This window comes from Mesorhizobium sp. FG116 (assembly GCF_057809835.1).
On record NZ_JBMDKS010000009.1, the window covers coordinates 122,501 to 148,960 of the forward strand.

Consider the following 26,460-nt stretch of genomic DNA (forward strand, 5'->3'; position numbering starts at 1 on the left):
CGGATGGGCATTGGCAATGAGAACGATCAAGTGTCTTAAGGGCAATTGGTGGATGCCTTGGCATGCACAGGCGATGAAGGACGTGATACGCTGCGATAAGCTACGGGGAGGTGCGAATACCCTTTGATCCGTAGATTTCCGAATGGGGAAACCCACCTAAGGTACTTGGAAAATCAGAGTAGCAGGGCAACTTGCTGCTGTGGTTTCCAAGTATCGATAATAGGTAACTTATCCTGAATACATAGGGATAAAGTGGCGAACGCGGGGAACTGAAACATCTAAGTACCCGTAGGAAAGGACATCAACCGAGACTCCGCAAGTAGTGGCGAGCGAACGCGGACCAGGCCAGCGGCTTATGTGAGACAAGCAAAACCTTCTGGAAAGTAGGGCCATAGTGGGTGACAGCCCCGTATGCGTAACGCGAACATAAGTCCTTGAGTAGGGCGGGACACGTGAAATCCTGTCTGAACATGGGGAGACCACTCTCCAAGCCTAAGTACTCGTGCATGACCGATAGCGAACTAGTACCGTGAGGGAAAGGTGAAAAGCACCCCGACAAGGGGAGTGAAAGAGTACCTGAAACCGATTGCCTACAAACAGTGGGAGCCCGCAAGGGTGACCACGTACCTTTTGTATAATGGGTCAGCGACTTAGTGTGACGAGCAAGCTTAAACCGGTAGGTGTAGGCGCAGCGAAAGCGAGTCTGAACAGGGCGTTCAGTTCGTCGCATTAGACCCGAAACCGAGTGATCTAGCCATGAGCAGGTTGAAGGTAAGGTAACACTTACTGGAGGACCGAACCCATAACTGTTGCAATAGTTCGGGATGACTTGTGGCTAGGGGTGAAAGGCCAATCAAACTCGGAAATAGCTGGTTCTCCGCGAAATCTATTTAGGTAGAGCGTCGACCGAATACCCTGGGGGGTAAAGCACTGCATGGGCTAGGGGTCCTCACCGGATTACCAAACCTAAGCAAACTCTGAATACCCAGGAGTACTAGTCGGCAGACACACGGCGGGTGCTAACGTCCGTCGTGAAAAGGGAAACAACCCTGACCTACAGCTAAGGTCCCCAAGTTATGGCTAAGTGGGAAAGGATGTGAGGATCCCAAAACAACCAGGATGTTGGCTTAGAAGCAGCCATCATTTAAAGAAAGCGTAACAGCTCACTGGTCTAAATAAGGGTCTTTGCGCCGAAAATGTAACGGGGCTAAAGCCATACACCGAAGCTTAGGGTTCGCAGCAATGCGAGCGGTAGCGGAGCGTTCTGTAAGCTGATGAAGCCGTACCCGTGAGGGGCGGTGGAGGTATCAGAAGTGCGAATGCTGACATGAGTAACGTAAGGGGAGTGAGAGACTCCCCCGCCGAAAGACCAAGGGTTCCTGCTTAAAGTTAATCTGAGCAGGGTTAGCCGGCCCCTAAGACGAGGCGGAAACGCGTAGTCGATGGGAACCACGTTAATATTCGTGGGCCTGGAGGTAGTGACGGATCATCAATGTAGTTTGACCTTATCGGATTGGTCAGGCTGCTGCGTGGTTCCAGGAAATAGCTCCTCCTTATAGACCGTACCCGAAACCGACACTGGTGGTCTGGTAGAGTATACCAAGGCGCTTGAGAGAACTATGCTGAAGGAACTCGGCAAATTGCACGCGTAACTTCGGAAGAAGCGTGACCCTTGTTTACGCAAGTAGATGAGGGTGGCACAGACCAGGGGGTAGCGACTGTTTATCAAAAACACAGGGCTCTGCGAAGCCGCAAGGCGACGTATAGGGTCTGACGCCTGCCCGGTGCTGGAAGGTTAAGAGGAGAGGTGCAAGCTTTGAATCGAAGCCCCAGTAAACGGCGGCCGTAACTATAACGGTCCTAAGGTAGCGAAATTCCTTGTCGGGTAAGTTCCGACCTGCACGAATGGCGTAACGACTTCCCCGCTGTCTCCAGCATAGACTCAGTGAAATTGAATTCCCCGTGAAGATGCGGGGTTCCTGCGGTTAGACGGAAAGACCCCGTGCACCTTTACTATAGCTTTACATTGGCATTCGTAGTGGCATGTGTAGGATAGGTGGTAGGCTTTGAAGCCAGGGCGCCAGCCTTGGTGGAGCCACCCTTGAAATACCACCCTTATTACTATGGATGTCTAACCGCGGCCCGTTATCCGGGTCCGGGACAATGTATGGTGGGTAGTTTGACTGGGGCGGTCGCCTCCTAAAGAGTAACGGAGGCGCGCGATGGTGGGCTCAGAACGGTCGGAAATCGTTCGCTGAGTGCAATGGCATAAGCCTGCCTGACTGCGAGACTGACAAGTCGAGCAGAGACGAAAGTCGGTCATAGTGATCCGGTGGTCCCGTGTGGAAGGGCCATCGCTCAACGGATAAAAGGTACGCCGGGGATAACAGGCTGATGACCCCCAAGAGTCCATATCGACGGGGTTGTTTGGCACCTCGATGTCGACTCATCGCATCCTGGGGCTGGAGCAGGTCCCAAGGGTATGGCTGTTCGCCATTTAAAGCGGTACGTGAGTTGGGTTCAGAACGTCGTGAGACAGTTCGGTCCCTATCTGCCGTGGGTGTAGGAATATTGAAAGGATCTGTCCCTAGTACGAGAGGACCGGGATGGACGGATCTCTGGTGGACCTGTTGTGGCGCCAGCCGCATTGCAGGGTAGCTATATCCGGACGGGATAACCGCTGAAGGCATCTAAGCGGGAAACCCACCTTAAAACGAGTATTCCCTGAGAACCGTGGAAGACTACCACGTTGATAGGCCGGGTGTGGAAGAGCGGCAACGCTTGAAGCTTACCGGTACTAATAGTTCGATCGGCTTGATCGTTCTCATTCCTAATGTCCATCGCCAAAGGCGTGGATTGCACACAGAACAGCTTCTCGAAAACGTGCGTTTTGCCGACCTGGTGGTTATGGCGGAGCGGCTGCACCCGATCCCATTCCGAACTCGGCCGTGAAACGCTCCAGCGCTGATGGTACTTCGTCTCAAGACGCGGGAGAGTAAGTCGCTGCCAGGTCTGCCAAACGCACGTTTTGAAATCTTCTCCTTACGATGAGGCCCGCCAAACGGGACTTTGGGCCGCGCAAGCGGCCTTTTCATTTGGCGAGTCTTTGAATTGTGTAGGCAAATGCTTACATCAATGTTGGCGCGGGGTGGAGCAGCCCGGTAGCTCGTCAGGCTCATAACCTGAAGGTCGTTGGTTCAAATCCAACCCCCGCAACCATCTTTACTTGCGAAGACCCCGCCCCCGAGGCGGGGTTTTTCGTTTGCGCGGAAATCGTAAGGATTCCAGCAAGATCGCCCTGAACGTCGATCTCCACCTTGCCCGCGACCGGCGTCAGCACAATCTGATCCACCAGCGAGCGAATGGTGTCGGCGGCCTCTATCCGCTTTCCCTCGTCTTCATCCTGAAGCGACTCGTAGAGCTGCTGGATGCGCTTGCGATATTGCAGCGCCATGCTCGGGTGGAGCAGTGGCGGTGGCTCGTCAGCTTCGGCTAGGAACAGTTCCAGATCGGCTTTTCTCGCCTCGAGCTTGTTGCTTCGCTCCTTCACCATTTCCACGGAGAGCGCGTCGCTCAGGTATAGATCGAGAATCTTTTCCAGTTCTCGGTTGATCTTGGTCAGCTCAGCCTCAGACGAGGCAATACTGGCGCGGCCTTCCATTCGCAGGCGGTTCATCTCTTGCGTGAACACCTCGCAGAAATGGGCGAACAGCTCAGGGTCAACGAGTCTGGTACGCAGCGCGTTCAGCACGCGCGATTCCAATTCATCACGGCGAATATTGACACGGTTGTCGCAGGTGCCCTTGTTGCGAGCCGTCGAGCATCCGATCAGCGTTGCCGAGATCGCGGAGTACCCGCCACCACAGCATGAACATTTGGTTAGGCCCGAGAAGAGGTATTTGGGACGCCGCCGGTGATTGACGGTGCGGACATCTGTGTTGCCGTTATCGTCGCGGGTGAGCTTGTTCTTCTCCTGCCGTGCCTTCACAGCATTCCAGAGATCGTCGTCGAGGATTCGGAGCTCTGGCGTCTCCTGGATGACCCATTCCGATTCCGGGTTGGGGCGCGCCTGGCGCTTTCCGGTGTTCGGGTCCTTTACGAAGCGCTGGCGGTTCCAGACGATCTTGCCGACATACATCTCATTATTGAGGATGCCGTTGCCACGCTTCGGGTTGCCGTTGATCGTGCTGAAACCCCAGTCGCCGCCCGAAGGGGCCGGAATGCCGTCCTTGTTCAGTGCAAAAGCGATGGTCTTTGCCGACTTACCGGCGGCGTAGTCGCGGAAGATGCGGAGAACGACGGCGGCCTGGTCTTCGTTGATGGTGCGGTCGCCGCGAATGGGTTCGCCATTGGCGTCCAGCTTCTTGACCACATCGTAGCCATAGGAATTGCCGCCACCCGATTTGCCAGCCTCGACACGGCCGCGCTGGCCGCGGCGGGTCTTGTCAGCAAGATCTTTAAGGAAGAGGGCATTCATCGTGCCCTTCAGACCGACATGCAGATGGCTGACCTCGCCTTCAGACAAGGTGAACATCTTCACATCCGCATAGGACATGCGTTTGAAGATACCGGCGATGTCTTCCTGATCACGCGAGAGGCGATCCATCGCCTCAGAGAGGATCACGTCGAACCGGCCACTCATGGCGTCGGTCATCAGGGCCTGGATGCCCGGACGGATCAGGGATGCTCCTGAAATCGCGTGGTCGGTATATTCTTCGATGACGTGCCAGCCCTGCTTTTCGGCATGGAGGCGGCACATGCGAAGCTGGTCGGCGATGGAAGCGTCGCGTTGATTGTCAGAAGAATAACGGGCGTAGATCGCGACTTTCAAAACATTGCTCCCATCCGCATCAGGAGGTGCGCTTCCTCCTTTGCCTGGACAACTTCACTTCCTCTGCAAAGCATTCCCGTGCCGCCTGCTTTGCCAGGATGCCGACCAGACGCAGAAGGCGAGGGTCGGGACTGCCGCACGGCGTAAACGTCAACTCCGGCGCGTCCAGCAGCAAAGATTCGAGCAGCGCTTCGCGCTCGGCTACTGTCATCTTTGCTGTGTTTTGTGGGGCTCGCAAGGTCATAACTGACAGCATTCGTCCCATGCCCGGCATTAGCAACGAAATTTGCGGGCGAACATTTGGCGGCGTTCAGTGTGCCAATGCGCGTTATGGCGTGCGGCGGCGTAACATGGCGTGCCATGGCAGAGTAAAATGACCTGTCGGAATCGCTCGCTGTCGCCGTCATCTTTTGCCTCGTTGCTGGTCCCTCGGAAGCTGTTGCTTGCAAATGAGACTTTATCGTATTGTAATTAGAGATACAAGGCGCTATCTTCCGACTAAGGAGACTCGCCATGGGCAACACTGCCGAACGCAAGGAATATCCGATCTCGATGCGTCTGCCCGAAGCGGATGTTGCCATGATCGATCGCGCCGCCAGCCTGCGCGGCCGCTCGCGCACCGATTTCGTGCGAGATGCCGCTGTGCGCGCGGCCGAGGAGGTCGTCATGGAGCAGGGCCTGATCCGGATGAGCCCGGAAGGCTTTGCTCAGTTCATGGATGTGCTGTCGCGCCCGGCCGCTCCTGTTCCGGAGATGGTTGAAGTGCTGAAGCGGCCTGCGCCGTGGGAGCCCGGCTACGCGGCGAAGCGGTAACCCCTTGCTGCTTTCAGGACCCGAGCCGCTTTCCGCCGATCACGATGTTTCCCAGTTTTCCTGTGGCAAGCCGACGCTCGACCACTGGCTGAAAACCCGAGCGCTCTCCAATCAGCAGAAGGGCTTTACCGCCGTTCTCGTCGTGCATGAGGCAGGGCGTGTGGTGGGATATTACGGCCTTGCACCAATAGCCGTTGTGCCATCGGTGCTACCGCGCTCCATCCGGACGGGGCAGCCGCCTAATCCAATTCCCTGCATGCTGCTTGGTCAGCTCGCGACCGACATCGGCTCCGCCGGGGTGGGCATCGGGACTGGCCTTGTGAAGCATGCCCTCCAACGCTGCGTTCAGGCCGCATCGCTGATCGGTGGGCGGGCATTGATGGTCAACGCCGTCGCCGGGGAGGCTGCCGAACTCTGGCAGCGCCGAGGATTTGAGCCTACCAGAGATGATGAACTGGTCCTGTTTCGCTCGATCAGCGATATTGCTGCGTCGCTCCGTGAGGCTGGAAGGTGAATAGCCCCATGTTTGGTGGACGTCTTCCTTGCTAAATTGAGGCAAGGACCTGCGCCGAACATTTAAGACGGTGACCGGCAAGGCGAGGATCTCGAAGGAAATCCGCGACCGCCTCCAGAACCACGCGTTGCAGGATGCCAGCTGCGAGAAGCATGACTGCTAGGCACTACATGGTGGAAAAGCGCGCCGACATGACGAAAAGGGAAAAGTTCGTCTCCGCCACGCTTGCCAAGAAGTGCCGGAAGGGCATGCAATAGCCCGGCGTTCGACGGCACTCAGATCCTGTCTGAAAACCGATCATAGGCATCGATCCGCCTAACCGGGGGATCGACCTCATACCGATAGATTTCCGTTCTCAAGAACCGTAGTTCGGCCTCGCACTGAGCCTCGGGAACGTCAATATACCAGGCGCGCGGCTGCGGGCCGGGATCGCCGTTCCAGCGGTACCCCCGCGCTTTAAGGACATCCTTGAGGTCAAAGGGCGCGTTCTCCGCCCAGATTCGCCAAGAAACGGTACGAGCGCCGTCCAGGAGACGGCTGAGACCTGTAGCGCCAGATCGGGGCAGCCACATCGCCAACAACTCGACCGTAGCAAGACAGTCGTGCATCGCGCGGTGGCGGTCGTAGAAGAAGCCGGCGGCCTGAGCGAGATAGGCGAGTTTCGTGCCCTCGAACCCCTCTGCTGCCCAATCGATCTGGCTGAGCGAGCATGCCCACGGCTTCGTCGAGAACACGTCGTTGAATCGTTCAAGGAAGCGGCGGTCGAACGCCGCATTGTGCGCGATGACGAGCGAAGCCGGCGCTGCGAATGAGGCTACCGCTGCGGGATCAACAATCTGGCCGGCCACCATCTCGTTGGTGATGCCCGTGATCGCGGTGATTTCCGGGGCGATAGGCTTGCTCGGCTGACGCAGCCCTTGGAAGCTGTCGCCCACGCTGAAAATGGTGCCATCCAAGCCGTAGTTGAATGGTGTCATGGCGAGTTCGATGATCTCGTCGCGCTGAGGGTCGAGCCCCGTGGTCTCCACATCGACCACCAGGCCGAGGCGCAGCGGCGTGCCTGGCGGAGGAACGATGCGAGGGCGCGGTTTGAGACGCCGGATGACCCGGTAGTCTCCCGTGACCTCCAGCGCCTGCGCCAGGGTCTCCAGATGGTCAGAAGATGTCATCGTCTGACGCTTCGTTTACTGCCATCGGCTCCCCTCCAGCGGTATCGGCCGGAGCGAGTCGAATGTCGGCGGCTCGACCTTCTTCGTGGAACCACAAATCGACCACGGCGGTATCGTCGCTGCGCGGCCGCGGTGATGCCTCCCGCACCTTGAATGTCGTCGGGAGATTGACCGATGTTCCGAACACCAGCGCGTGCTGCCGAGGCAATGACGGCAAACGCTTCAAGACCGAATCCGAGATGAACGGCGTCATCTGCCGAATCTGAGAAAGATCGTCGGGGTTCTGGATGCGGTGAACCAGGAAATTGGAGCACTGGCTGAGAACCGTCTTGGACAGCTCACTCGGGCGTTGTGATGCCAAGAGCACGAACATGCCGTATTTGCGTCCTTCCTTGGCGATGCGCTCGAATATCTTGGTTGCGTCGATGGAAAACCGGGAGGGCGTAGAGGCAATATACCTGTGAGCCTCTTCGAGGAGCAGGTGTATCGGGAAGCGGTTTCTTGGTTCCGCATGACGAAGAAACCGAAAAAGCATGCGTGCGATGACCGCACTGACCAGCTCAACGATTTCATCTTCGACGGAATTCAGATCAATGATAATGACTTGATTGCGTTTGGTGAACGCTTCACCAACAGCCCTTTCCAGACCGACGATGTTGGTCAAGAACTCCAGATCGCTTACAGCCGCACCAACGTCAGCTCCTTCGTGACGTAAAAAGGCATATTCAGTCCTCTCTTGGAGAGATCTGAGCCGCGTGACCATGGACGAGCAGTAATCTCGGATTTGACGGTTGCCGTGGGCCTCCTCATAAAGGATCGCGAAATCCAGACATTCGTGCAGCTCATCGAAAGAGAACGGCGTCCGATTGTAGGCTGGTAAGGGAGCATCCTTCTGGAGCTTCTTCCTTACTTCATCCAGAAATGCCGATTGGTTGTTGCCAGAAAAATTTCCGTATTGAAAATTCGGACTGAAGCGGTTCAACAACGCCATATTCAGATCGTTCGTCGGATACTTCTGAAGAAGAGAAACGACGCGCTGAAACTTCGACACTGGGGAGTCGCCATCCGCACCTCGAAAGCACTCGATGATGCAAGTGGCGACAAAGTGCTCGCGCAGAGCCAGAGCGTCTGGCGTGTTGGCATGAAAGAGACTTGTCAGACCTAACGCCGTCCGAAGGACCGGCAGTTGCGTTCGCTCGCTCGCCTGCAAAAGCAGTTCCCATTCTGCCATTTCCAGGAACCAGTGCGGCATCCGAAAGCCAGCGGTCGTCCCATCAAGGGTTACGCGATGGACGCCGATGCCGCCGTCTTTTGCCAAAGGAGCAAGCGCCTCGTGATACTCGCCATTCACGTCGAAGACGATAAACGTCGCTCCGCGAGCGTGATGTTCGTCCGGCTTGTCGAAAAGAGACTGTAGTACCGAGGCGACCGTGCATGACTTGCCGCTGCCGGTGTTACCCAGGACGGCAACGTGGCCACCGAAGAACTCGTTCAGACGGACTTTGACGTCGTAGTCCTCGAACACCACGGACTTGCCGATTGGCAGAACCCGGTAGCGCGTGGCGCCTTCTGGTTGGCAGACGCCACCATCCGGGCCGATTGACGGCACGACGGCCGCCTCGGTCTCGAAGATGCGATCGAGTTCGCCGTCCAGGGCATAGAGTGCGTCCGCATAGAGGGACGGGAAAACCGACACACCGAAGCGGAACGCGTCGCCGCGCATCGGCAACATGCCGACGGGCACCACATCCAGATATTTTGAGGAGCCAGCCCGGTCGAAGTCGCCCCGCTCGGACGGCGTGCTCGCATCGCGTTCACGCAAGCCGACAACCTCGACCACGACATATTCCGACTGCGACGGAATCATCAGGAATGATCCCAGCCGCGCCACATAATGCACGTCGTCGAAGCCGACGACCGTGAAATTGTCGGTGCCGACGTGCATCTCGACGACAAAGCGGTCGGCCGCGACCGAGACCACCTTGCCGATCGCCCGCTTGCGATCGTCGTGGCTCATGCCTCGCCATCCTTTGTCTCGTCGCCCCTTTTCGGCGCCAGCTCCGACAACACCTTGCGGACGGCGTCATCAATCCTGTCGCTGGGGCGCTGGGGCATGAAATGCTCGACGATCATGTCGAAGTAGTGCGCCCTCGTCCCCGCGGTAGGACCATTGCCTCCAATGATCCAAATGCGCGGATCGCGCAGCGCCCGCAGCTTGGCGATCTCGCCGTCCGTATCCGGCGCCGCGAAGATCACCAAGCGGAAGGTCGGGATCGTTAGGGCCTGGTAGATGATGTTGTTCAGGTGCTCATCGCCGAAGGCGTAGCCGGCCGTGATGAGAACGCTCTGCTCGCGCACGATCCGGGACTGAAATTCCCGGAACAGGTCTGCGTAGGGCGAGCCGAGCGAAGAGTTCTGCTTCGCCGGCGTCGGATAGATCAGCATCTGGTTCGTGGATTCCGGTGGCCAGACTTCCTTGATCGGGAAGAGGCCATGATCGTCCTCGGTCCAAGTGACCGAACCATGCAATTTGCAGAGATAGACGAAGGCGTCGACGGCGGTCCATTTGCGGCTGGCGACGTCGAGCTGCTCGGCCAGAGCATAGCGGAAGATCGCCGGGTTGAAGCGGCGTTCTACGACGCCGGAAAAACCGTTGGCATAGGGAATGCCCAGGCGATCCATCGCCAATTCGCTGAAATGATCGTAGTTGGTCGTGAACACCCAGGGCCGGGGCAAGGACCGATCGCGTAGGACCAGTTTCTTGTAGAAACGCTCGTAGAGGTCGCGCACGGTCGTGTCGCCCTCCGTGGCGAAGGCCCCTTGGGTGACACGGGTCCATAGGAAGTCCTGGACCTTCTTGATGATGCCGTCGAGAACAGCGCGATAGGGGTGAAGATCGGGATTCTCGCTCTGGCGCAGCACGAACCGTTGCGCGAACAGCACCTCCATCAAGCGTTCCAGGTTACGGCTGTAATCCTTCGCGAGGTCGACCCCGAGCGCATCGAGATAGTCGAGTTCGTCTTTGGTTAGCCGCCACGGCGCCGGTACAGCGCCGGCTGTTGGCGGATCGCTGTAGAATCCCGCCGCGCGTGCCTCGATGGTTTCGCCGCAAAACTCCTTGGCCAGCGGCGCCATGGTCGCAATGCCGAGTTCCTTTTTGTCCTTCATCAGGGAAGAACATCCGGCGCCGAGCAGAAATGCGATGTTCTTGGCGTTCATGGCCTCGGAAATCGCCTTGCGGGCGCTCTCGATCCCCTTGTTCCAGTCCAGTTCAGATGGCTCGGCATCGCCGTCCCGCAGAAACTGGAATTTTCGCTCTTCTTCGACTTCGCTCATATACCCCCGGTCCTCCCAGTTTCTTACTTGGCTGCTCTGTTCGCGCGCGCGGCTATATCAGCGCACTGCGCCATGAGCGCTTCGAACGGCTCCTCGTCGTCGAAGAGCAGTCCATCCTCATCCATGCGGGCATAGTCATCCTCCAACGCCTTCGCGCCATCGCCGACCGGCACGAGTTGCAAGCCGCCGCTGACAGCCGCTGCATAGTCGATCGGCGTGCGGTCGGCGGCCTTCTCTGCGAAGAACATCGACTTGTGCCGAGCGACAGCGTTGGCCAGGTCGCGATCGGCAAAAGCGGCTTCCGCGAAGCCGGCTTCGTCCAGTCGGACAACATCGTGCCAATGTCGCGCGAAGCGGTCGCCGCGCAGCCGCTCCTGGAGGCAGAAGACGTGGATGGCGGTCGCCTTCTCCCAGAACGTCCGCTCCGCGTGCATGACGCGCGGCCGCGCAGTCGGGAAGAGCAGCCCCTCGATCAGGCCGGCAGCATCACAGACGATGTCGCGCAGACTCGCCGGTTCGCCCGTCGAGCGCGCGCCGAACTCCAGCATGACGCTTGGAGCCACATAGCCGGACCCGGCTGCGGTCGCCTCATAGTCGATGAAGAGCTTCTCATCCTCGACGCGGACGGCCGCCGCCAGACCTTCGACGGCCAGTGCGGTCTCGATCACAGGCTGCACGGTTTCCGCGACCCATGCCGGTAACCGCCGACGGACCTCGCTGGACCAGCGCTTTTCCTCGCTTCGTGTCTTCGGCAGACCCTCGCCATTGTCCCCAACCAGATCGGGCGCAATCGCCCGAATGTCGTAGGTCAGATCCACGTCCTCCGAAAACCGGCGAATGACCTGATAGGCTTTCGACAGCGACGTGCCACCCTTGAACACCAGATGCTCGCCGAGCGGTGCCGCGTAGAGCGTCGCCAGCGCCCACACCACCCACACATCCTTTTCGAGAAGATGGGTGGGACGACCCGAACGGTCGGCGACGACGCTCAACGCGTCACGCCGATCCTCGGCCGAAAGCTGGAGGAAAACGTCAGCCATAGGCCGCCTTTCCGACGCTCTGCGCGAGCCATGTCGGAAGCTGCGGCGCGGCGGCGACCAGTTCGCCGAACACGCCGGGCGGCATCTTCCGCTTCAAGGTCGTGAGCGCGGCCTCCGCCTTTTCGGGGCCGAGCCAGGCCAGCGCCCGCACGGCCTCGCCTGCGGGGCGGTTGGCCAGGGCCAGTTGCCAGCGCGGCGCGTGCCGCAATTCGACGACCTGCTTGCCGAGGTGTATCTTTCGGCTGCGTCCGGAGGTCAGATAGACCGAGCGGACGGGCACCTGCGTCGTCAAGCCAAGCGCGTTCGCCGCGGCGGCTCCGTTCGAGACGATGATCTCCCCTTTTTGGGTCGCGAGGGCCTCGACAGCCTGCTCGACCGAAGGTGCGCGCGTGCCAAACCGACTGGCGATGGGGCGCAGATAGACGCCACGACCGGCGCGGATGAGCTGCCCGCGCTCGGACAGACGCGACAATGCCTGATCCACGGCCGCCCGGTTTCCGAGGTGGAGCAGGCCCTTGGCGGACACGGGCATCCCTTCGGGAAGTCCCGTCGCATGTGCCAGAATCTGTTCGGTCAGCCGTGTCATCGTCTTTCTCCTGTTGGAAATATACGCGGGTTTCTGACAGTTTTCAAGGAAGCGCAGGGGAACATACCGAATAGGGGGAAAGCCTTCCCCTGCGGCCGAGCCTTGGTCTCTACCTACCCCTTCTGCGGGGAGATCCCCGCAACGCCCCCTTCAGAGTGAGAGTGCGGACGGATTTTCCGTGACGGGTTAAGAGCTGGAGGAGAGGCTTCCGGCACCCGTCGCGGAGATCATCCCGATGGCCAGACAGGGTCGTAACCTCGCGGAAGGTGGCGCGCGCAGCAACCTTTACGACGACATCACCAACAAGATCATCGCCGAGCTGGAGCAAGGGCGGTTGCCATGGGTCCAGCCCTGGGGTGCGTCGCCTGATACCGCCCCGCTGGGCCTGCCGAGAAATGCTTCAACCGGCCGGTCCTATTCCGGCATCAATATTCTCATCCTCTGGGGGGCTGTCATCCAGCATGGTTTCCCCGCTCAGGCGTGGCTGACGTTCCGCCAGGCGCTTTCGCTTGGCGGCAATGTCAGGAAGGGCGAACGTGGCACGACTGTCGTTTATGCCGACCGTTTCACCCCCGAGGACGAGAAGCGCCGTGCCCGCGAAACGGGTGAGGATGCGCATGCCATTCCGTTCCTGAAGCGGTTCACGGTCTTTAACGCCGCGCAATGCGATGGCCTACCCGATGAGATCACGGCAGTCGCGCCGCCACCGCCGCCGGGCCTTATCGAACCTCAGGTCGAGGCGTTGATCCGGGCCACCGGCATCGACTTCCGTATTGGCGGCAATCGCGCCTTCTATATGCCGTCGCTCGACTATGTGCAGGTGCCGCCTCCGCAAGCCTATTTCGAGCCGATCAACTGGCACAGGACGGCCCTGCATGAACTGGGGCACGCCAGCGGCCATCACAGCCGCCTCAACCGCGATCTGACCGGCTCGTTCGGTTCGAAGAAATACGCCTTCGAGGAGATGATTGCCGAACAGACCGCAGCTTTCAGTTGCGCCGCGCTCGGGATCGTGCCGACCGTCCGCCATGCCGATTACATCGGATCGTGGCTGGAGGTCATGCGCGAGGATTCCCGCGCCATTGTCCGCGCGGCCTCGCAGGCCAGCAAGGCGGCGGACTGGCTGCTGTCGCATCTGCTTGCCGAAGACACCGGGGAGTCGGATGCGAGCGAAACCGACCGGAGGGCGGCGGCATGATCCTCCTGACAGGCGCACAGCACGACCGCCTGCTGGCCAATGGTCGCCAGCGCGATCAAGATCACATTCCCGGTCGTGAAGTTCTTCAATCCCATCGGTGAAGGCGTCTGGCTTGCCACCGAACTGGATGAGGATGGCGACATCATGTTCGGTCTGGCCGATCTCGGCTATCCCGAACTGGGCTCGTGGAGCCTTAGCGAGATGCAGTCAGTCCGGCTGCCCTTCGGCATGGAGATCGAGCGCGATCTGCTGTTCACCGGCGATTTCCCGATCTCGGTCTGGGCCGAGGCCGCCCGCGAGACCGGCAGCATCCGCGCCGCCGAGCGTCTGCTCTACCGCGTCGGTGCGAGCTTTTCCCGCACATCCGCCGATACAGAAAACCGGAGTGCCTGATTTCCGGGTTTCAGGTTCTGCGGCTGGCGTCGCTCTCTTCAGAGGAAGAGGGCGGCGCTTCGCTTCGTGACGGGCTGATAGCCGGAGAGAGAGGCTCACCGGCGTCCGTCATGGAGTCACTGACATGGCCACTGCCGTTCAAAAGATCACCCTGTCATCCTCGCGCGACATTCCCTTCAACAAACTGGTGCTCAGCCAGTCCAACGTCCGGCGCGTCAAGGCCGGGATCTCTGTTGAGGAGCTGGCCGAGTCTATCGCCCGTCGCGGCCTGATCCAGTCCCTGCATGTCCGCCCGGTCGTGGATGCCGAGGGCAAGGAAACCGGCATGTTCGAGGTGCCCGCCGGCGGTCGCCGCTTCCGGGCGCTGGAACTGCTGGTCAAGCAGAAGCGCCTCGCCAAGATCGCGCCGGTCCCGTGCGTGGTGTCGGAGGCCAGCGCCGATGTGCTGATCGACGAGGTATCGCTCGCCGAGAATATCGAGCGCGCACCGCTGCATCCGCTCGACCAATTCCGCGCCTTCCAGGCCATGCGCGAAAAGGGCATGACCGAGGAAACAATAGCTGCCGCCTTCTTCGTGGACTCCAAGGTGGTGAAACAGCGCCTGCGTCTGGTTTCCGTCTCACCGGCATTGCTCGACGTCTATGCCGAGGACGGCATGACGCTGGAACAACTCATGGCCTTCAGCGTCAGTTCTGACCATGCCCGTCAGGAGCAGGTCTGGGAAGCGATCAGGGATGGCTGGCAGAAGGAACCCTACCACATCCGACGCCTGCTGACCGAAACCACAGTCCGCGCCGCCGACAAACGGGCGGTGTTCGTTGGTATCGATGCCTATGAAGAGGCTGGCGGCTGCGTGCTGCGTGATCTCTTTCAGCAGGACGATGGTGGCTGGCTGCAAGATCCGGTGCTGCTCGACCGGTTGGTGGGCGAAAAACTGAAGGCCGAGGGCGAAGCCATCGCCGCCGAGGGCTGGAAATGGATCGAGGTCGCCATCACCTTCCCCTATGGTCACGACCATGGCCTACGCCAGATTGTCGGCACCACGGTCGATCTGAGCGAAGAGGAACGCGCCACCCACGAAGCATTGCGCGACGAGTATGACCGGCTTGAAGTCGAATATGGCGAGGCGGACGAGCTGCCTGACGAGATCGACGCCCGCTTGGGTGAGATCGAACTGGCTCTGGAAACCTTCGAGCGCCGTCCGATGACCTTCGAGCCGGACCAGATCAGCATGGCGGGTGTCTTCATCAGCATCGACGCCGATGGCGCATTGCTGATCGAGCGCGGCTATGTTCGCGCCGAAGATGAAACGCCTGCGGAACCGGAAGCTGAAATCGTTGACCCGGAAACCGGCGAGGTGATCCAGCGGGCAGAACCGGAGGTAAGCCGCATGGGTGCAGTTATCACGCTGGGCGGCCAGGCGGTCGAAACTGAGGAGGAAGACGAGGCCGACATCATCAAGCCGCTGCCCGATCGCCTGGTCAGCGAGCTGACCGCGCATCGCACGCTGGCGCTGCGGGATGCGGTGGCAGTAAACCCGCATGTCGCTATGACGGCACTGCTGCACAGGCTGGCCATGGATTGCTTCATGCCGCATTCCAGCAAGGGATGCCTCGAAGCCCAGGTCCGGGAGGTTCATCTGCCCGCACAGGCCGAGGATCTGCGCGACAGCGCGTCGGCCAAGGCTATCGCTGACCGCCACGAACGCTGGCGCGATCATGTCCCGGCAGACGATGCCGCCCTCTGGGATTGGCTGACCGATCTGGACGATGGGTCGCGCATGGAGTTACTCGCCCATTGCGTCAGCTTCGGTGTCAATGCGCTCTATGAGAAGCCGAACCCTTACAGCGGCACGGGCGTCAGCCAGCACGGGCTGGACATCCGCCTGTCGCAGGCTGACCGGCTGGCCCGTTCGACCGGCCTCGACATGGTGGCCGTGGGCTGGCGGCCGACGGTCGGCAATTATCTCGGCCGCGTGACCAAGCCGCGTATCCTTGAAGCTGTACGTGAAGGGGCCGGAGACCGGGCCGCCGAGTTGATCGGACATCTCAAGAAGGGCGACATGGCCAAGGAAGCCGAACGCCTGCTGGCGGAAACCGGCTGGCTGCCTGAGCCGCTGCGCATGGCGGACGAGGGTATCGAAGTCGACCCGGCATCGGGCACTGCGGCGGAAGCCGACAATCTGCCCGATTTCCTCTCCGGCGATGGCGAGGACGACCCCGCTGACGATGAGGAAGAACAGCATATGGTCGCTGCTGAATAGCACTCATGCGGGGCGGCTTCGGTCGCCCCGTTCTAACCGCTCCGTTTCCGTAACTCGCCCGATCCTCGTGATCGGGCTTTTTCTTTGGAGAGCCGCCATGGCTGCCAGCATCGACGTTGATGAAATATTTGCTCAGGATCGGGAAAACCGTCCGCTGGAGCGTACACTGCCCTGGGAGGAAAGCCGCGACGGCATGACCGTTGTTGTGGAGCCAAAGCCCCATTGGGCCGAAGATATGCGCGTTTTCCGGCTCGATGCCCGTGAATACTGCCGCTATGCCGAATGGACTGCCCATGGCGGCCGTGCGCGCTTCTATGGTCACATCGATACATCGGGCGACGATCTGATGATGAAAGCCCGCGCGATGGTTGCCCGCGAAATTGCCGATGGGCTTTGGAGCTGAAGACCCGATCGCAGGGTCTCTGGCCGTGAGGATGGGATGTCTGCACCGGACGGGCCCAATCCGGCTTCACCATGCAATCCGCCATCCCGATCAGGACAAGCGGCAGCCATCTCTGGCCTGAAGGAACACGATCCTGATGCCAGCATGGTGGCAAGGCTGACGCGGCAGAGCATCTGCGACGGGTATCCGGCATCCTGTCAGATGCGAAAAACCACCCCCGCTTCCATTCGCAAACCTTGGTCCGATCCGTCTCTTTGACATTCAACCCCAAAGGGGTCGGCTTACGCGCGCGTGCCGCCCTCGGGGATTCGGGAAAAGTCCGAACGCCCTCGGGTGATTGCAGATCCGGTCAGACACTTCGGGCGCCTGTCGCGCGGGGGATGGTCCCCCGCCTCCCAAAGACAGGAGCCGGAACCCATGTCCTATGCAGATGCCACCGCCTTCGCCGCCAGCCTTGCCGCCACGCTGATGGTTTCGATCGTTGTGTTCCAGGCCGGAGACGGCACCCACGCCGCGTGCCCTGCCGCCGAGTTCGACGGCGACGACGACATGGTGAAGCTGGAGCTGGACCCGTGGGAATAAGGCGCGAAAGCGCCTCATCCCCGACGGCCCGAGCGCGGCAGCCCGCGCTTCGGGCCTTCAGCGCGTCGCGATGGTTGCCCATCGCCGACGGCGGAACCGGGCTGCCCCGGTCAGAGAGGAAGAGTGCGGGCCGTTCGGCCGTGACGGGTTGAGGGTCGGAGAGAGAGGCTCACCGGCGCCCGTCATGGAGTGACCCCGATGACCTTTGTCCGTTCCGAAACCTTCCGTTCCATCGGTCAGATTCTGGCTGTCGATGTTCTGCCCGCGCTTTATCGAGCGCAAAAGCTGCCGCTTCGCATCTCTTGTCTGGGCGTCGCCAACTATGACGCCAGTGACGCGGCGAACAGCTTCGACCGCATGATCCCGCTTGGGGAATGCCCGTCACCGGAAGAGGCCATCCAGGCCGCCGCCTTGCGCGTGGCGCGCGGTGATATTTGCACGGGGCCGGACAGCTTCCCATATTTTCAGCCGCGCATCATGCTCATTCAGGACCGAGATCAGCGCCTGGTCCTCGCCGGTGAAATCCGCGCCGGCATTATCCTCTGGCAACAGCCAGTCGCATCCGATGCCGAGGCACGCAGGATCGTGACCGAGGCCAGCCGCCTGCGCGGTATGGCATTCCGGGCCTCGGACCCCGGTGATGCGAGACGGCTGCGTTACCGCGCCGCTGCGCTGGAAGCCCGGTTGGTCGATCCCAACTGGCGCGAACACGCGGCCGATCTGCTCCGCCTGCCGCAGGCCGCCTGAGCTTCACCCATTCCGTCCCATTCGGCTCGGCCATACGCCGGGCCATGTCATGTCCGGAGACCGTCATGGCCGACTATTACACGCACTTTTCCTGCCTGCTCGAAGTGGGCACCCCCGCAAACGCCGCTCGCGCACTCGATCTCTACAACGCTCTGTCGGATGAAAATGCTGCCGAAGACCCGCCCTCGGACGGCTTCCTGCTATCGATCCAGCCCGAACATGGCGGCACGCAGCTCTGGATGCGCGATGACGTCACCGGCGATCCCGAGCATGTCATCCAGTTCGTCAAGCGATGCGCCGCCGAGTTCAGCCTGACCGGTTTATGGGGGATGCAATACGCAAATAGCTGCTCGAAGCCACGCATCGACGGGTTCGGCGGCGGGGCGCATGTCCTTGATCTCGCCACCGGCGAGACAGTGGACTGGATCTATACCGATGGCTGGCTTTCCTCGGTTCTGGAAGGGAGAGCCCCCTATGCCTGAGGTCATCGAAACCACCGTCTATCGCCTCAACGAATTGTCTGATGCGGCAAAGGACAAGGCCCGTGCTTGGTATCGTGAGGGCGGCTTCGACTATGACTGGTACGATGCCGTCTATGAGGATTTCCAGCGCATCGCGGAAATCCTCGGGTTGAACCTCAAGACCCGCACCGTCCGATTGATGGGCGGCGGCACCCGGCAGGAACCCTGCATCTGGTTCCGCGGCTTCTGTTCACAAGGTGACGGTGCGTGCTTTGAATCGTGGTATTCCTACCGGAAACATGCTCCGCGCCTTATCCGGGAGCACGCACCGCAGGACACCGAATTGCATCGTATCGCCGATGCCCTTCAGGCGGTCCAGCGCCGCAACTTCTATCAGCTTCGCGCCGATGCCAGCCATCGCGACCATTATTATCACGAATACTGCATGTCGATCACGGTCGAGCGCGACAGCCCGACCTGGCAGGACATGACCGCTGATGCCGAGGAGGCGGTCATCGAGGCGCTGCGCGATCTGGCCCGCTGGCTCTACCGCCAGCTTGAGCGCGAGTATGATTATCTGTCCTCGGACGAGGCTGTCGATGAAACCATTGCCGCCAATGAATACACCTTCACCGCAGCTGGTCGCCGCTTCGGATGATCCCGAGAAGACACTGACAAGCGCCCCACCGTCCGGTCGGGGCGCTTTTTTTATGCTGCGCTTTGAGAGTCAGAGGCGGGCCGGAAGGGGTTAAGTCCGGGCGGTCGAGAGAGAGCGCTGTTCGGACTCTTCCATTTCTGCTCTCCTGAGGTTTCCGACATGAACATGGTGTTTCCCGTGGCCGATCCGGTCACGCCACTGGCGGCTGCGCCCGCGATTCTGGCTGCGGCTAATCTTTTGCTTCCGTCTCTCGAACGCGGTGAACGCATCGATGCCGCCACCTTGCGCCGTGCTATGGAAACGGCCTTCGTCGCGTCCGACGCTACTGGCGTCTGGGACTGGAAGCTGGCCTATGAGGCGTGCGAAGTCGCTACCGTCCTTTTCTTACGCAAATACGGAAAGGCGCTTTTCCGTAAAGCCGCGTCTCCGGCGGCACGCATTTCCGTGCTGGCAAAGATCGCGGCGCTGTTGCCCACGCAGACCCGGCGTTCCGAGGAAAGCCAAAACCTCCAGCAATTTTCGACGCCGATCCCGCTCGGCCTTACCGCTCTGACGGCTGCCGCGATTACGCCCGATGACAGGGTGCTGGAACCATCGGCGGGCACCGGCCTTCTGGCGATCCTGGCGCAGACCATCGGTGGCTCGCTGATCCTCAACGAACTGGCCGAGACCCGCGCCGATCTGCTTGCCCAGATCTTTCCGGCTTTTGCCGTCACCCGCTTCGACGCCGCCCAGATCGATGATCATCTGGCTCCGGATGCTGTCCCGTCCGTGGTGCTGATGAACCCGCCATTCTCGGTCATGGCCAATGTCAGCGGGCGTGTCGCGGATGCGGCCTATCGCCATGTTGCCGCGGCACTGGCCCGTCTTGCTCCCGGCGGGCGGTTGGTGACGATCACCGGCGCTGGCTTTGGCCCCGAAGCTCCGGCATGGCGGGACGCCTTCATCCGCTTGCAGGCCCGTGGCCGCGTGGTGTTCAGCGCTGCCGTCGATGGCGCGGTCTATGCAAAGCACGGCACCACGATCGACACGCGGCTGACCGTGATCGACAAACTGCCCGCCGACGATCCCGCCAGTTTGCCGGCTTCGCCGGGGATCGCGCCTGATGTTGCCACGCTGATCAGATGGATCGAGGAACAGGTTCCGCCGCGCCTGCCAGTGTCATTGCCGAAGATCGTGGTTTCCGCTTCGGCCACCGCGCCGAAGACCGTGCGGGGCTATCTCGCACGCTCGGCGGTTACGCGATCTGTCGCTGCTTCGGCCAATGATCCTGATGGCGTCGAACTCGCCTATGAGACCGTGGACTGGACGCCACCGGAAGGCGCTCGCCTGTCCGACGCGATCTATGAGGAATATGCGCTGCAATCGCTGCGTATCGCTGGTGCACAGCCGCATCCGACCAAGCTGGTGCAATCCGCCGCCATGGCCTCCGTCGCACCGCCCAAGCCGTCCTACCGGCCCATGCTGCCGCCCGACATCTGCGCGCGTCTGTCGGACGCCCAGCTTGAAACGGTGATCTATGCAGGTGAAGCCCACGCCGATCATCTCGCCGGCGCCTGGACCGTGGACGAGCATTTCGACAATGTGAGTGCCGCGCCCGAGGATGCTGCCGGATCGATCCGCTTTCGCCGGGGCTTCATGCTCGGTGATGGAACCGGCGCCGGCAAGGGTCGCCAGTCCGCCGCCATCATTCTCGACAACTGGCTTCGCGGTCGGCGCAAGGCGATCTGGATCTCCAGATCCGACAAGCTGATCGAGGACGCGCAACGCGACTGGTCGGCGCTCGGCATGGAACGGCTGCTGGTCACGCCTCTGTCACGCTTCCCGCAGGGCAAGCCGATCACGCTGTCGGAAGGCATCCTTTTTACCACCTATGCCACGCTACGCTCCGACGACCGGGGCGAGAAGGTTTCCCGCGTCAAGCAGATCGTCGAATGGTTGGGGTCCGATTTCGATGGAGCCATTATCTTCGACGAGAGCCATTCCATGCAGAATGCCGGTGGCGGAAAAGGTGAACGCGGTGATGTCGCCGCCTCGCAGCAGGGACGTGCGGGCCTGCGGCTTCAGCACGCGCTGCCCGACGCCCGCGTCGTCTATGTCTCGGCGACTGGCGCCACCACCGTCCATAATCTCGCCTATGCTCAGCGCCTCGGCCTCTGGGGCGGTGAGGACTTTCCGTTCCAGACCCGCGCCGAGTTCGTCGAGGCGATCGAATCCGGTGGCGTTGCGGCGATGGAGGTCCTGGCCCGCGACCTGCGATCTCTCGGCCTCTATACCGCCCGCTCACTCTCCTATGATGGCGTCGAATATGAACTGATCGAGCATCAGCTCACGGACGAACAGCGGCACATTTACGACTCATATGCTGCCGCCTTCGCTGTCATTCATGGAAACCTGGACGCGGCGATGGAAGCCGCCAACATCACCGGCAGCGATGGGACGCTGAACCGGCAGGCCAAATCCGCCGCCCGTTCGGCCTTTGAAAGCACCAAGCAGCGCTTCTTTGGCCATCTGCTGACCTCCATGAAAACCCCGACCCTGATCCGGTCCATTGATGCCGATCTTGAAGCGGGCCATGCGGCCGTCATCCAGATCGTCTCGACCGGCGAAGCGCTGATGGAACGCCGGCTATCCGAGATCCCCACCGAGGAATGGAACGATATTTCCGTCGATGTCACGCCGAGGGAGTATGTCGGCTCGTATTTGCAGCATTCCTTCCCGGTGCAGCTCTATGAACCCTTCTCCGATGGCGAGGGCAACCTGTCGTCACGCCCCGTCTTCCGCGATGGTCAGCCGGTGGAATGCCGCGAAGCCGTGGCGCGGCGCGACGAGATGCTGGAGCAGCTGGGTTCGCTTCCGCCTGTCCCCGGAGCGCTCGACCAGATCGTGCAGCGCTTCGGCACGGATATGGTGGCCGAGGTCACAGGCCGCTCACGCCGGATCGTGCGCAAGGGTGACGGGGTATCGGCACGTCTTGCGGTCGAGAACCGTGCGCCTTCTGCCAACCTTGCCGAGACCTCGGCCTTCATGGATGACCAGAAGCGCGTTCTGGTCTTCTCTGATGCCGGTGGCACGGGGCGCAGCTATCACGCCGAACTCTCTGCGAAAAACCAGCGGCTGCGCGTGCATTACCTGCTGGAACCTGGCTGGAAGGCCGATGCCGCCATTCAGGGGCTGGGCCGCACCAATCGCACCAATCAGGCGCAGCCGCCGCTGTTCAGACCCATCGCCACGGATGTCAAAGCCGAGAAGCGCTTTCTCTCGACCATCGCCCGCCGCCTCGACACGCTGGGCGCGATCACACGCGGCCAGCGCCAGACCGGCGGTCAGGGGCTGTTCCGTCCAGAGGATAATCTGGAATCCGCCTATGCTCGCGATGCGTTGCGCCAGCTCTATCTGCTGATTGTGCGCGGCAAGGTCGAGGGATGCTCGCTCGAACGGTTTGAATCCGCAACCGGCCTGAAGCTGATGGACAGCAATGGTGTGAAGGACGAACTGCCGCCGATCACCACCTTCCTCAACCGCCTGCTAGCATTGACCATCGAATTGCAGGGCATCCTGTTCGCCGCCTTCGAGCAGCTTCTGCAGGCGCGTATCGACGGGGCGATTGCATCCGGCACCTATGATATGGGGCTGGAAACGCTGAAGGCCGAAAGTTTCATCGTCACCGACCGGCAAGTGATCCACACCCATCCGGGCACCGGCGCGGAAACCCGGCTCCTGACGCTCACCGAGCGCAAACGCAATCAGCCGGTTACGCTCGATGCGGCCCTCGCGGAACTGGATGATCCCCGCGCAAGATTGCTCATCAACGAGCGATCCGGTCGCGCCGCCGTGCAGATCCCGACCACCAGCGTCATGCTGGATGATGGCGAGATCGAACGGCGCGTGCGGCTGATCCGTCCCATGGAGGCGATGAACATTCCGGTGCGGGCGACGGGCGAGACCCATTGGATCGAGGCTGACCGTGCCGCCTTCACCACAGCCTGGAAGGCGGAACTGGCCCAGGTGCCGGAGTTCACCGACAGCATCCTGCATATGGTGACAGGGCTGCTTCTGCCGATCTGGAAACGCCTGCCGCAGGACTCCGCCCGCGTCTATCGGCTCCAGACCGACGAGGGCGAACGCATCATCGGTCGCCGGGTATCGCCGGCCTGGGCCGCCAATGCTTCGACCAGTGGCGTCACCAACAGCCTGACACCGGATGCCGCCTATACCGCGCTGATCGAAGGTCGCACGATCCTTGATCTCGCCGAGGGGCTGCAATTGCGCCGCGTCCGCGTCATGGGCGCCAACCGGATCGAACTGACCGGCTTTACTGACGCGATGCGCGAACGGCTGCGGGCCTATGGCCTCTTCAGTGAGATCATCTCGTGGAAACTGCGCTTCTTCGTGCCCGTCGATGCAACAGGACCGGAGATCACCGGCAAACTGCTCGACCGCTTCCCGGCCCTGCGCATCGGTGAGCGGGAGGCCGCATAATGGCGCGTCTCAACGCTTCCGAACTGGCGCAGCGTCTCGGCCGACAGGCCGAGGCGGTGTGCCGTCACTATCTGTCGAATGGTCGCAAACAGGGCAATTACTGGCAGGTTGGTGATGTCCGAAACACGGCTGGCCGCTCCATGTTCGTCCGGCTGCACGACAGCGTGAAAGGCATTGCCGGTAAATGGCAGGACTCGGCCACGGGTGAATATGGCGATCTGCTCGATGTCATCCGGGATTCGCTCGGTCTGATCGACTTCGCCGACGTTGCCGAAGAAGCCCGGCGCTTCCTCACCCTGCCGCATCCTGAACCGCAGCCGCCATCCCGTCCGTCCCGAACGCCAACACCATCGAGATCATCCGAGGCCGCACGCCGCCTCTGGCGCATGACCCAGCCGCTGATCGACAGTACCGCAGAAGCGTATTTACGCGGACGCGGCATTACGGATTTACGCCAGACCACAAATCTGCGCTTCCACCCCAACTGCTACTGGCGGCCCGAGGATGATGGCCCGACGCAAGCCTGGCCCGCCATGATCGCCGCCGTCACCGACCTCAATGGCAGGATCACCGGCGCACACCGCACATGGCTGGCCCCGGACGGTTCCGGCAAGGCGTCTGTCGATCCGCCGAGGAAGGCAATGGGCGACCTGCTCGGACATGCGGTTCGTTTTGATGATGCGCAGGATGTCATGGCAGCGGGGGAAGGTATCGAAACCATCCTGTCGCTGCGTCAGGCTCTGCCCACCATGCCGATGGTTTCCGCACTCTCGGCCGGACACCTCGCCGCCATCCTTTTCCCGCCGCAACTGCGCAGGCTCTATATCGTCCGTGACAACGATCCGGCAGGTGACAGCGCTCGTGATAGCCTGATGGACCGGGCGCACGAGGCCGGGATCGAGGCCATCACACTCTCGCCCATGATGGGGGACTTCAACGAAGATCTCGCAACTTACGGGCTGGATGCCGTTCAGGCAGAGATCCGGGTGCAAATCGCTCCCGAGGACGTCAGCCGCTTCATGGCTTCAATCGCATAGCCGGCACGGGGCCGTGATCGGGGCGTTCCGATCCCGTCATGCGCATTGGCTGCATCCTGTCATCAGCAGAGGACTGCGCCTTGGCCTTCCGAGAGGGCGATCGGCCCACAAACGCTCCGGTCAGGCAATGGCGGCGCCCGACTGATTTCCGTCGGCGGGCAAGCCGGCCTTTACAGCGCGAAACAAATCAGCCGGGCTTTGCCATCAAGACCCTCGCCAGAGGCTCGCGCTGCCAGACCGGAGCGCCCGTGGGCGTGTCTCGCCATGAAGGCCGCGACGGTCGCGGTCCAACTGACGGAAGCATCCCATGTACGCGCACGACGATTTCGAACCCGAGCACAGGACGTCCCCGACCGGCCACGCCATCGAAGAACTCGAACTCTACGGCTACCGCCCCTCCGAAGACGAGGCCGACCCCCGGATTACACCCGAAGATCACGTCATTCAGGGCGCAGTCTCCGACATCTTCGACGCCCTGATTTCCACCATGGCCGACACCAGCCTCGATTTCGACCTCGACGAGATCCTCTGGTCCACCGTCAACACCTTTCACCGCGCTGTCGAGCGGATCGAACGCAAACTCGACGATAACGAGCAGGCACAGAAGCGCCTTCAGCGCGAACAGGATGGCAGCGAGGTCAAATCCGTCCAGCTCGAAACCCTGATTGGCGCGGGCCAAAGCCTGATCGAGCGCCGCGACAGCATGGAAACCTTCCGCGATACCGCCGCCGACATCTATCTGCGCACCACCGGAATGCCCTGGTCGCAACGCTCCGGCTCACGGGTCAACCATCGCCAGATGACCTCGGCCATGATCGACAGCCGCGACTTCATCGCCGCAAAACGCCGGGTCGACAACGAGGTGCTGCTGCCCGCCGGACCGAAGATCGCCTTTTCGGGCGGTGACACCACCGATCACCGGACGATCTGGGCCAAGCTCGATCAGGTCCACGCCAAGCACCCGGACATGGTGCTGATGCACGGCGGATCACCCAAGGGCGCGGAACGCATCGCGGCCACTTGGGCCAATAACCGCAAGGTCGCACAGGTCGCCTTCAAACCCGACTGGGCAAAACATGCAAAGGCAGCACCCTTCAAGCGCAACGACCAGATGCTCGGCATCATGCCGATCGGGGTCATCATCTTCCCCGGCACGGGTATTCAGGACAACCTGGCCGACAAGGCCCGCAAGATGGGCATCCCGGTCTATCGCTTCGGGACCGGCAGCGCGTGAGCGCTGCCTGTTCAGCATAAGCACTACTGCAATAGCGCCAGGTCGTCCCAACGAATTCGGACATAACGGCCTGAGCGCTTTGGCAATTGCTTGCGGCTGACCATTCGCCCGGAGACCTGGAATTCCGCATTAATTTTGACCACGAGCAGCTTGCTGAAATGCCTTGATGTATCCACCATCACCACGTCTTTGCTCTTGAAAGGAGTGATGGTTTTGATCTCGACATGATCATTTTCGAGCCTGCCGTCCGAACCTTGCGCGTAGGTCTTGTTCAACTTGATGCCGTAGGTGATGGCACCGAACAGCTCACCGATGTCGCCATACACAGATAAATGCAGGCCCGTCTCCAGATGGTAGCTCTCAGCGAGTGAGATCAGGTCCTCAAAATACGGGATCATTGATCGGATGGCGTTTGGATACTTCGCTCCCCATTCCTTGTGACGAAGCTGTTCGTCAATGTCTGACCATGTCACCCATTCGCCGTCATCATAAAATGCCCGATCTGACCAATCAGGGCAATCGCATATGGCTCACGCGAGTAAGCCATTGAGAACGTTTCGGAGAAAGTCGTCATCCCAGCCTGCCCTCTTGAGCTTGATGGAGAGCGAGCCCTTCGACGTGTCCCTGCGCATGACGTCGAGAGCACGGCGACGCAGGGTGGCGATGTTGCCCGGGCTGTTATCCTTGCGGTTGCGTGCCGCGTCTTCGCGGAA

General features: G+C 60.9%; 19 protein-coding genes, 1 tRNA gene, 2 rRNA genes and 3 pseudogenes. 17 read left to right on the forward strand and 8 right to left on the reverse strand.

The features are described 5' to 3' along the window. The first annotated feature begins 24 nt into the window (after positions 1-24). The 3 genes from ACODTY_RS09895 (at position 25) to ACODTY_RS09905 (ending at position 3,219) form a co-directional block, all read left to right on the forward strand. Positions 25-2,822: ribosomal RNA gene (locus tag ACODTY_RS09895) — 23S ribosomal RNA — on the forward strand. 75 nt (positions 2,823-2,897) lie between these two features. Continuing rightward, positions 2,898-3,012: ribosomal RNA gene (rrf, locus tag ACODTY_RS09900) — 5S ribosomal RNA — on the forward strand. Positions 3,013-3,142: 130 nt separating this feature from the next. After that, positions 3,143-3,219: transfer RNA gene (locus ACODTY_RS09905), tRNA-Met, on the forward strand. On the opposite strand, the gene ACODTY_RS09910 is transcribed toward ACODTY_RS09905, so the two are convergent. Further along, positions 3,176-4,831 carry a recombinase family protein gene (locus ACODTY_RS09910; protein WP_488994123.1) on the reverse strand — a complete coding sequence of 552 codons (1,656 nt, stop codon included), beginning with the start codon at positions 4,829-4,831 and terminating at the stop codon, positions 3,176-3,178. The genes ACODTY_RS09905 and ACODTY_RS09910 overlap by 44 nt on opposite strands. A gap of 513 nt (positions 4,832-5,344) precedes the next feature. On the opposite strand from ACODTY_RS09910, the gene ACODTY_RS09915 reads away from it, so the two are divergent. From ACODTY_RS09915 to ACODTY_RS09925, 3 genes and pseudogenes are all read left to right on the forward strand, one after another. Then, a complete protein-coding gene (locus ACODTY_RS09915; protein WP_010335689.1) occupies positions 5,345-5,644 on the forward strand; it encodes a type II toxin-antitoxin system TacA family antitoxin in 300 nt (99 codons plus the stop codon). A gap of 4 nt (positions 5,645-5,648) precedes the next feature. After that, entirely contained in the window at positions 5,649-6,158 is a 510-nt protein-coding gene (locus ACODTY_RS09920; RefSeq protein ID WP_309589503.1) for an N-acetyltransferase, read from the forward strand. 43 nt (positions 6,159-6,201) lie between these two features. Next, positions 6,202-6,415 (forward strand): annotated as a pseudogene (locus ACODTY_RS09925) (site-specific integrase); the annotation flags it as partial. 18 nt (positions 6,416-6,433) lie between these two features. Here ACODTY_RS09925 and ACODTY_RS09930 read toward each other — a convergent pair. The 5 genes from ACODTY_RS09930 to ACODTY_RS09950 are packed head-to-tail and all read right to left on the reverse strand — an operon-like array spanning position 6,434 to position 12,289. Further along, entirely contained in the window at positions 6,434-7,327 is an 894-nt protein-coding gene (locus tag ACODTY_RS09930) for a 3'-5' exonuclease (protein WP_309589504.1), read from the reverse strand. Continuing rightward, the gene (locus ACODTY_RS09935; protein WP_309589505.1) at positions 7,314-9,344 is read right to left on the reverse strand and encodes an ATP-binding protein; all 2,031 of its coding nucleotides are present in this window, start codon (positions 9,342-9,344) and stop codon (positions 7,314-7,316) included. Before ACODTY_RS09935 ends, ACODTY_RS09930 begins: the two co-directional genes overlap by 14 nt. Continuing rightward, positions 9,341-10,663, reverse strand: a complete 1,323-nt coding sequence (locus ACODTY_RS09940; RefSeq protein ID WP_309589506.1) for an SIR2 family protein — start codon at positions 10,661-10,663, stop codon at positions 9,341-9,343. Before ACODTY_RS09940 ends, ACODTY_RS09935 begins: the two co-directional genes overlap by 4 nt. A gap of 23 nt (positions 10,664-10,686) precedes the next feature. Next, a complete protein-coding gene (locus ACODTY_RS09945) occupies positions 10,687-11,703 on the reverse strand; it encodes a nucleotidyl transferase AbiEii/AbiGii toxin family protein (protein ID WP_309589507.1) in 1,017 nt (338 codons plus the stop codon). Further along, positions 11,696-12,289: a DUF6088 family protein gene (locus ACODTY_RS09950; RefSeq protein WP_009450572.1), complete on the reverse strand. Its 594-nt coding sequence runs from the start codon at positions 12,287-12,289 to the stop codon at positions 11,696-11,698. Before ACODTY_RS09950 ends, ACODTY_RS09945 begins: the two co-directional genes overlap by 8 nt. A gap of 235 nt (positions 12,290-12,524) precedes the next feature. Here ACODTY_RS09950 and ACODTY_RS09955 point away from each other — a divergent pair, with 235 nt between their 5' ends. The 11 genes and pseudogenes from ACODTY_RS09955 (at position 12,525) to ACODTY_RS10005 (ending at position 25,747) form a co-directional block, all read left to right on the forward strand. Further along, positions 12,525-13,487 (forward strand): ArdC family protein, encoded by a 963-nt coding sequence (locus ACODTY_RS09955; protein WP_100237024.1) that lies wholly within the window; start codon positions 12,525-12,527, stop codon positions 13,485-13,487. Then, a pseudogene (locus ACODTY_RS09960) lies at positions 13,484-13,880 on the forward strand (DUF2958 domain-containing protein). The gene ACODTY_RS09955 and the pseudogene ACODTY_RS09960 overlap by 4 nt, the downstream one beginning before the upstream one ends. A gap of 124 nt (positions 13,881-14,004) precedes the next feature. Continuing rightward, complete coding sequence (locus ACODTY_RS09965) at positions 14,005-16,143, forward strand: ParB/RepB/Spo0J family partition protein (RefSeq protein ID WP_309589508.1); 2,139 nt, start codon at positions 14,005-14,007, stop codon at positions 16,141-16,143. Positions 16,144-16,240: 97 nt separating this feature from the next. Continuing rightward, positions 16,241-16,546, forward strand: coding sequence for a hypothetical protein (locus ACODTY_RS09970; RefSeq protein ID WP_009450568.1), 306 nt, complete (start codon positions 16,241-16,243; stop codon positions 16,544-16,546). A 417-nt stretch (positions 16,547-16,963) separates the two neighbouring features. Further along, the gene (locus ACODTY_RS09975) at positions 16,964-17,128 is read left to right on the forward strand and encodes a hypothetical protein (protein ID WP_009450567.1); all 165 of its coding nucleotides are present in this window, start codon (positions 16,964-16,966) and stop codon (positions 17,126-17,128) included. 198 nt (positions 17,129-17,326) lie between these two features. After that, complete coding sequence (locus ACODTY_RS09980; RefSeq protein ID WP_309589509.1) at positions 17,327-17,875, forward strand: hypothetical protein; 549 nt, start codon at positions 17,327-17,329, stop codon at positions 17,873-17,875. A 65-nt stretch (positions 17,876-17,940) separates the two neighbouring features. Continuing rightward, positions 17,941-18,357, forward strand: coding sequence for a hypothetical protein (locus ACODTY_RS09985; RefSeq protein ID WP_309589510.1), 417 nt, complete (start codon positions 17,941-17,943; stop codon positions 18,355-18,357). Further along, positions 18,350-18,994 (forward strand): DUF8835 domain-containing pootine, encoded by a 645-nt coding sequence (locus tag ACODTY_RS09990; protein ID WP_309589511.1) that lies wholly within the window; start codon positions 18,350-18,352, stop codon positions 18,992-18,994. Before ACODTY_RS09985 ends, ACODTY_RS09990 begins: the two co-directional genes overlap by 8 nt. A 159-nt stretch (positions 18,995-19,153) precedes the next feature. After that, positions 19,154-23,476, forward strand: coding sequence for a strawberry notch-like NTP hydrolase domain-containing protein (locus ACODTY_RS09995; protein ID WP_309589512.1), 4,323 nt, complete (start codon positions 19,154-19,156; stop codon positions 23,474-23,476). Further along, positions 23,476-24,513, forward strand: a complete 1,038-nt coding sequence (locus ACODTY_RS10000; protein ID WP_309589513.1) for a DUF7146 domain-containing protein — start codon at positions 23,476-23,478, stop codon at positions 24,511-24,513. The genes ACODTY_RS09995 and ACODTY_RS10000 overlap by 1 nt, the downstream gene beginning before the upstream one ends. A 307-nt stretch (positions 24,514-24,820) precedes the next feature. Further along, positions 24,821-25,747 carry a DUF2493 domain-containing protein gene (locus tag ACODTY_RS10005; protein WP_309589514.1) on the forward strand — a complete coding sequence of 309 codons (927 nt, stop codon included), beginning with the start codon at positions 24,821-24,823 and terminating at the stop codon, positions 25,745-25,747. Between the two features lie 23 nt (positions 25,748-25,770). Here the strand turns inward: ACODTY_RS10005 and ACODTY_RS10010 are convergent, their stop codons facing one another. Beyond that, entirely contained in the window at positions 25,771-26,220 is a 450-nt protein-coding gene (locus tag ACODTY_RS10010) for a hypothetical protein (RefSeq protein ID WP_309589515.1), read from the reverse strand. A gap of 57 nt (positions 26,221-26,277) precedes the next feature. Next, positions 26,278-26,460: pseudogene (locus tag ACODTY_RS10015) on the reverse strand (ISAs1 family transposase); the annotation flags it as partial.

Bases quoted from the DNA above. Each gene is read 5' to 3' on its own strand.
- ACODTY_RS09915 (WP_010335689.1), top strand. From the start codon at position 5,345: ATGGGCAACACTGCCGAACGCAAGGAATATCCGATCTCGATGCGTCTG.
- ACODTY_RS09930 (WP_309589504.1), bottom strand. From the start codon at position 7,327: ATGACATCTTCTGACCATCTGGAGACCCTGGCGCAGGCGCTGGAGGTC.
- ACODTY_RS09935 (WP_309589505.1), bottom strand. From the start codon at position 9,344: ATGAGCCACGACGATCGCAAGCGGGCGATCGGCAAGGTGGTCTCGGTC.
- ACODTY_RS09940 (WP_309589506.1), bottom strand. From the start codon at position 10,663: ATGAGCGAAGTCGAAGAAGAGCGAAAATTCCAGTTTCTGCGGGACGGC.
- ACODTY_RS09945 (WP_309589507.1), bottom strand. From the start codon at position 11,703: ATGGCTGACGTTTTCCTCCAGCTTTCGGCCGAGGATCGGCGTGACGCG.
- ACODTY_RS09950 (WP_009450572.1), bottom strand. From the start codon at position 12,289: ATGACACGGCTGACCGAACAGATTCTGGCACATGCGACGGGACTTCCC.
- ACODTY_RS09955 (WP_100237024.1), top strand. From the start codon at position 12,525: ATGGCCAGACAGGGTCGTAACCTCGCGGAAGGTGGCGCGCGCAGCAAC.
- ACODTY_RS09965 (WP_309589508.1), top strand. From the start codon at position 14,005: ATGGCCACTGCCGTTCAAAAGATCACCCTGTCATCCTCGCGCGACATT.
- ACODTY_RS09970 (WP_009450568.1), top strand. From the start codon at position 16,241: ATGGCTGCCAGCATCGACGTTGATGAAATATTTGCTCAGGATCGGGAA.
- ACODTY_RS09975 (WP_009450567.1), top strand. From the start codon at position 16,964: ATGTCCTATGCAGATGCCACCGCCTTCGCCGCCAGCCTTGCCGCCACG.
- ACODTY_RS09980 (WP_309589509.1), top strand. From the start codon at position 17,327: ATGACCTTTGTCCGTTCCGAAACCTTCCGTTCCATCGGTCAGATTCTG.
- ACODTY_RS09985 (WP_309589510.1), top strand. From the start codon at position 17,941: ATGGCCGACTATTACACGCACTTTTCCTGCCTGCTCGAAGTGGGCACC.
- ACODTY_RS09990 (WP_309589511.1), top strand. From the start codon at position 18,350: ATGCCTGAGGTCATCGAAACCACCGTCTATCGCCTCAACGAATTGTCT.
- ACODTY_RS09995 (WP_309589512.1), top strand. From the start codon at position 19,154: ATGAACATGGTGTTTCCCGTGGCCGATCCGGTCACGCCACTGGCGGCT.
- ACODTY_RS10000 (WP_309589513.1), top strand. From the start codon at position 23,476: ATGGCGCGTCTCAACGCTTCCGAACTGGCGCAGCGTCTCGGCCGACAG.
- ACODTY_RS10005 (WP_309589514.1), top strand. From the start codon at position 24,821: ATGTACGCGCACGACGATTTCGAACCCGAGCACAGGACGTCCCCGACC.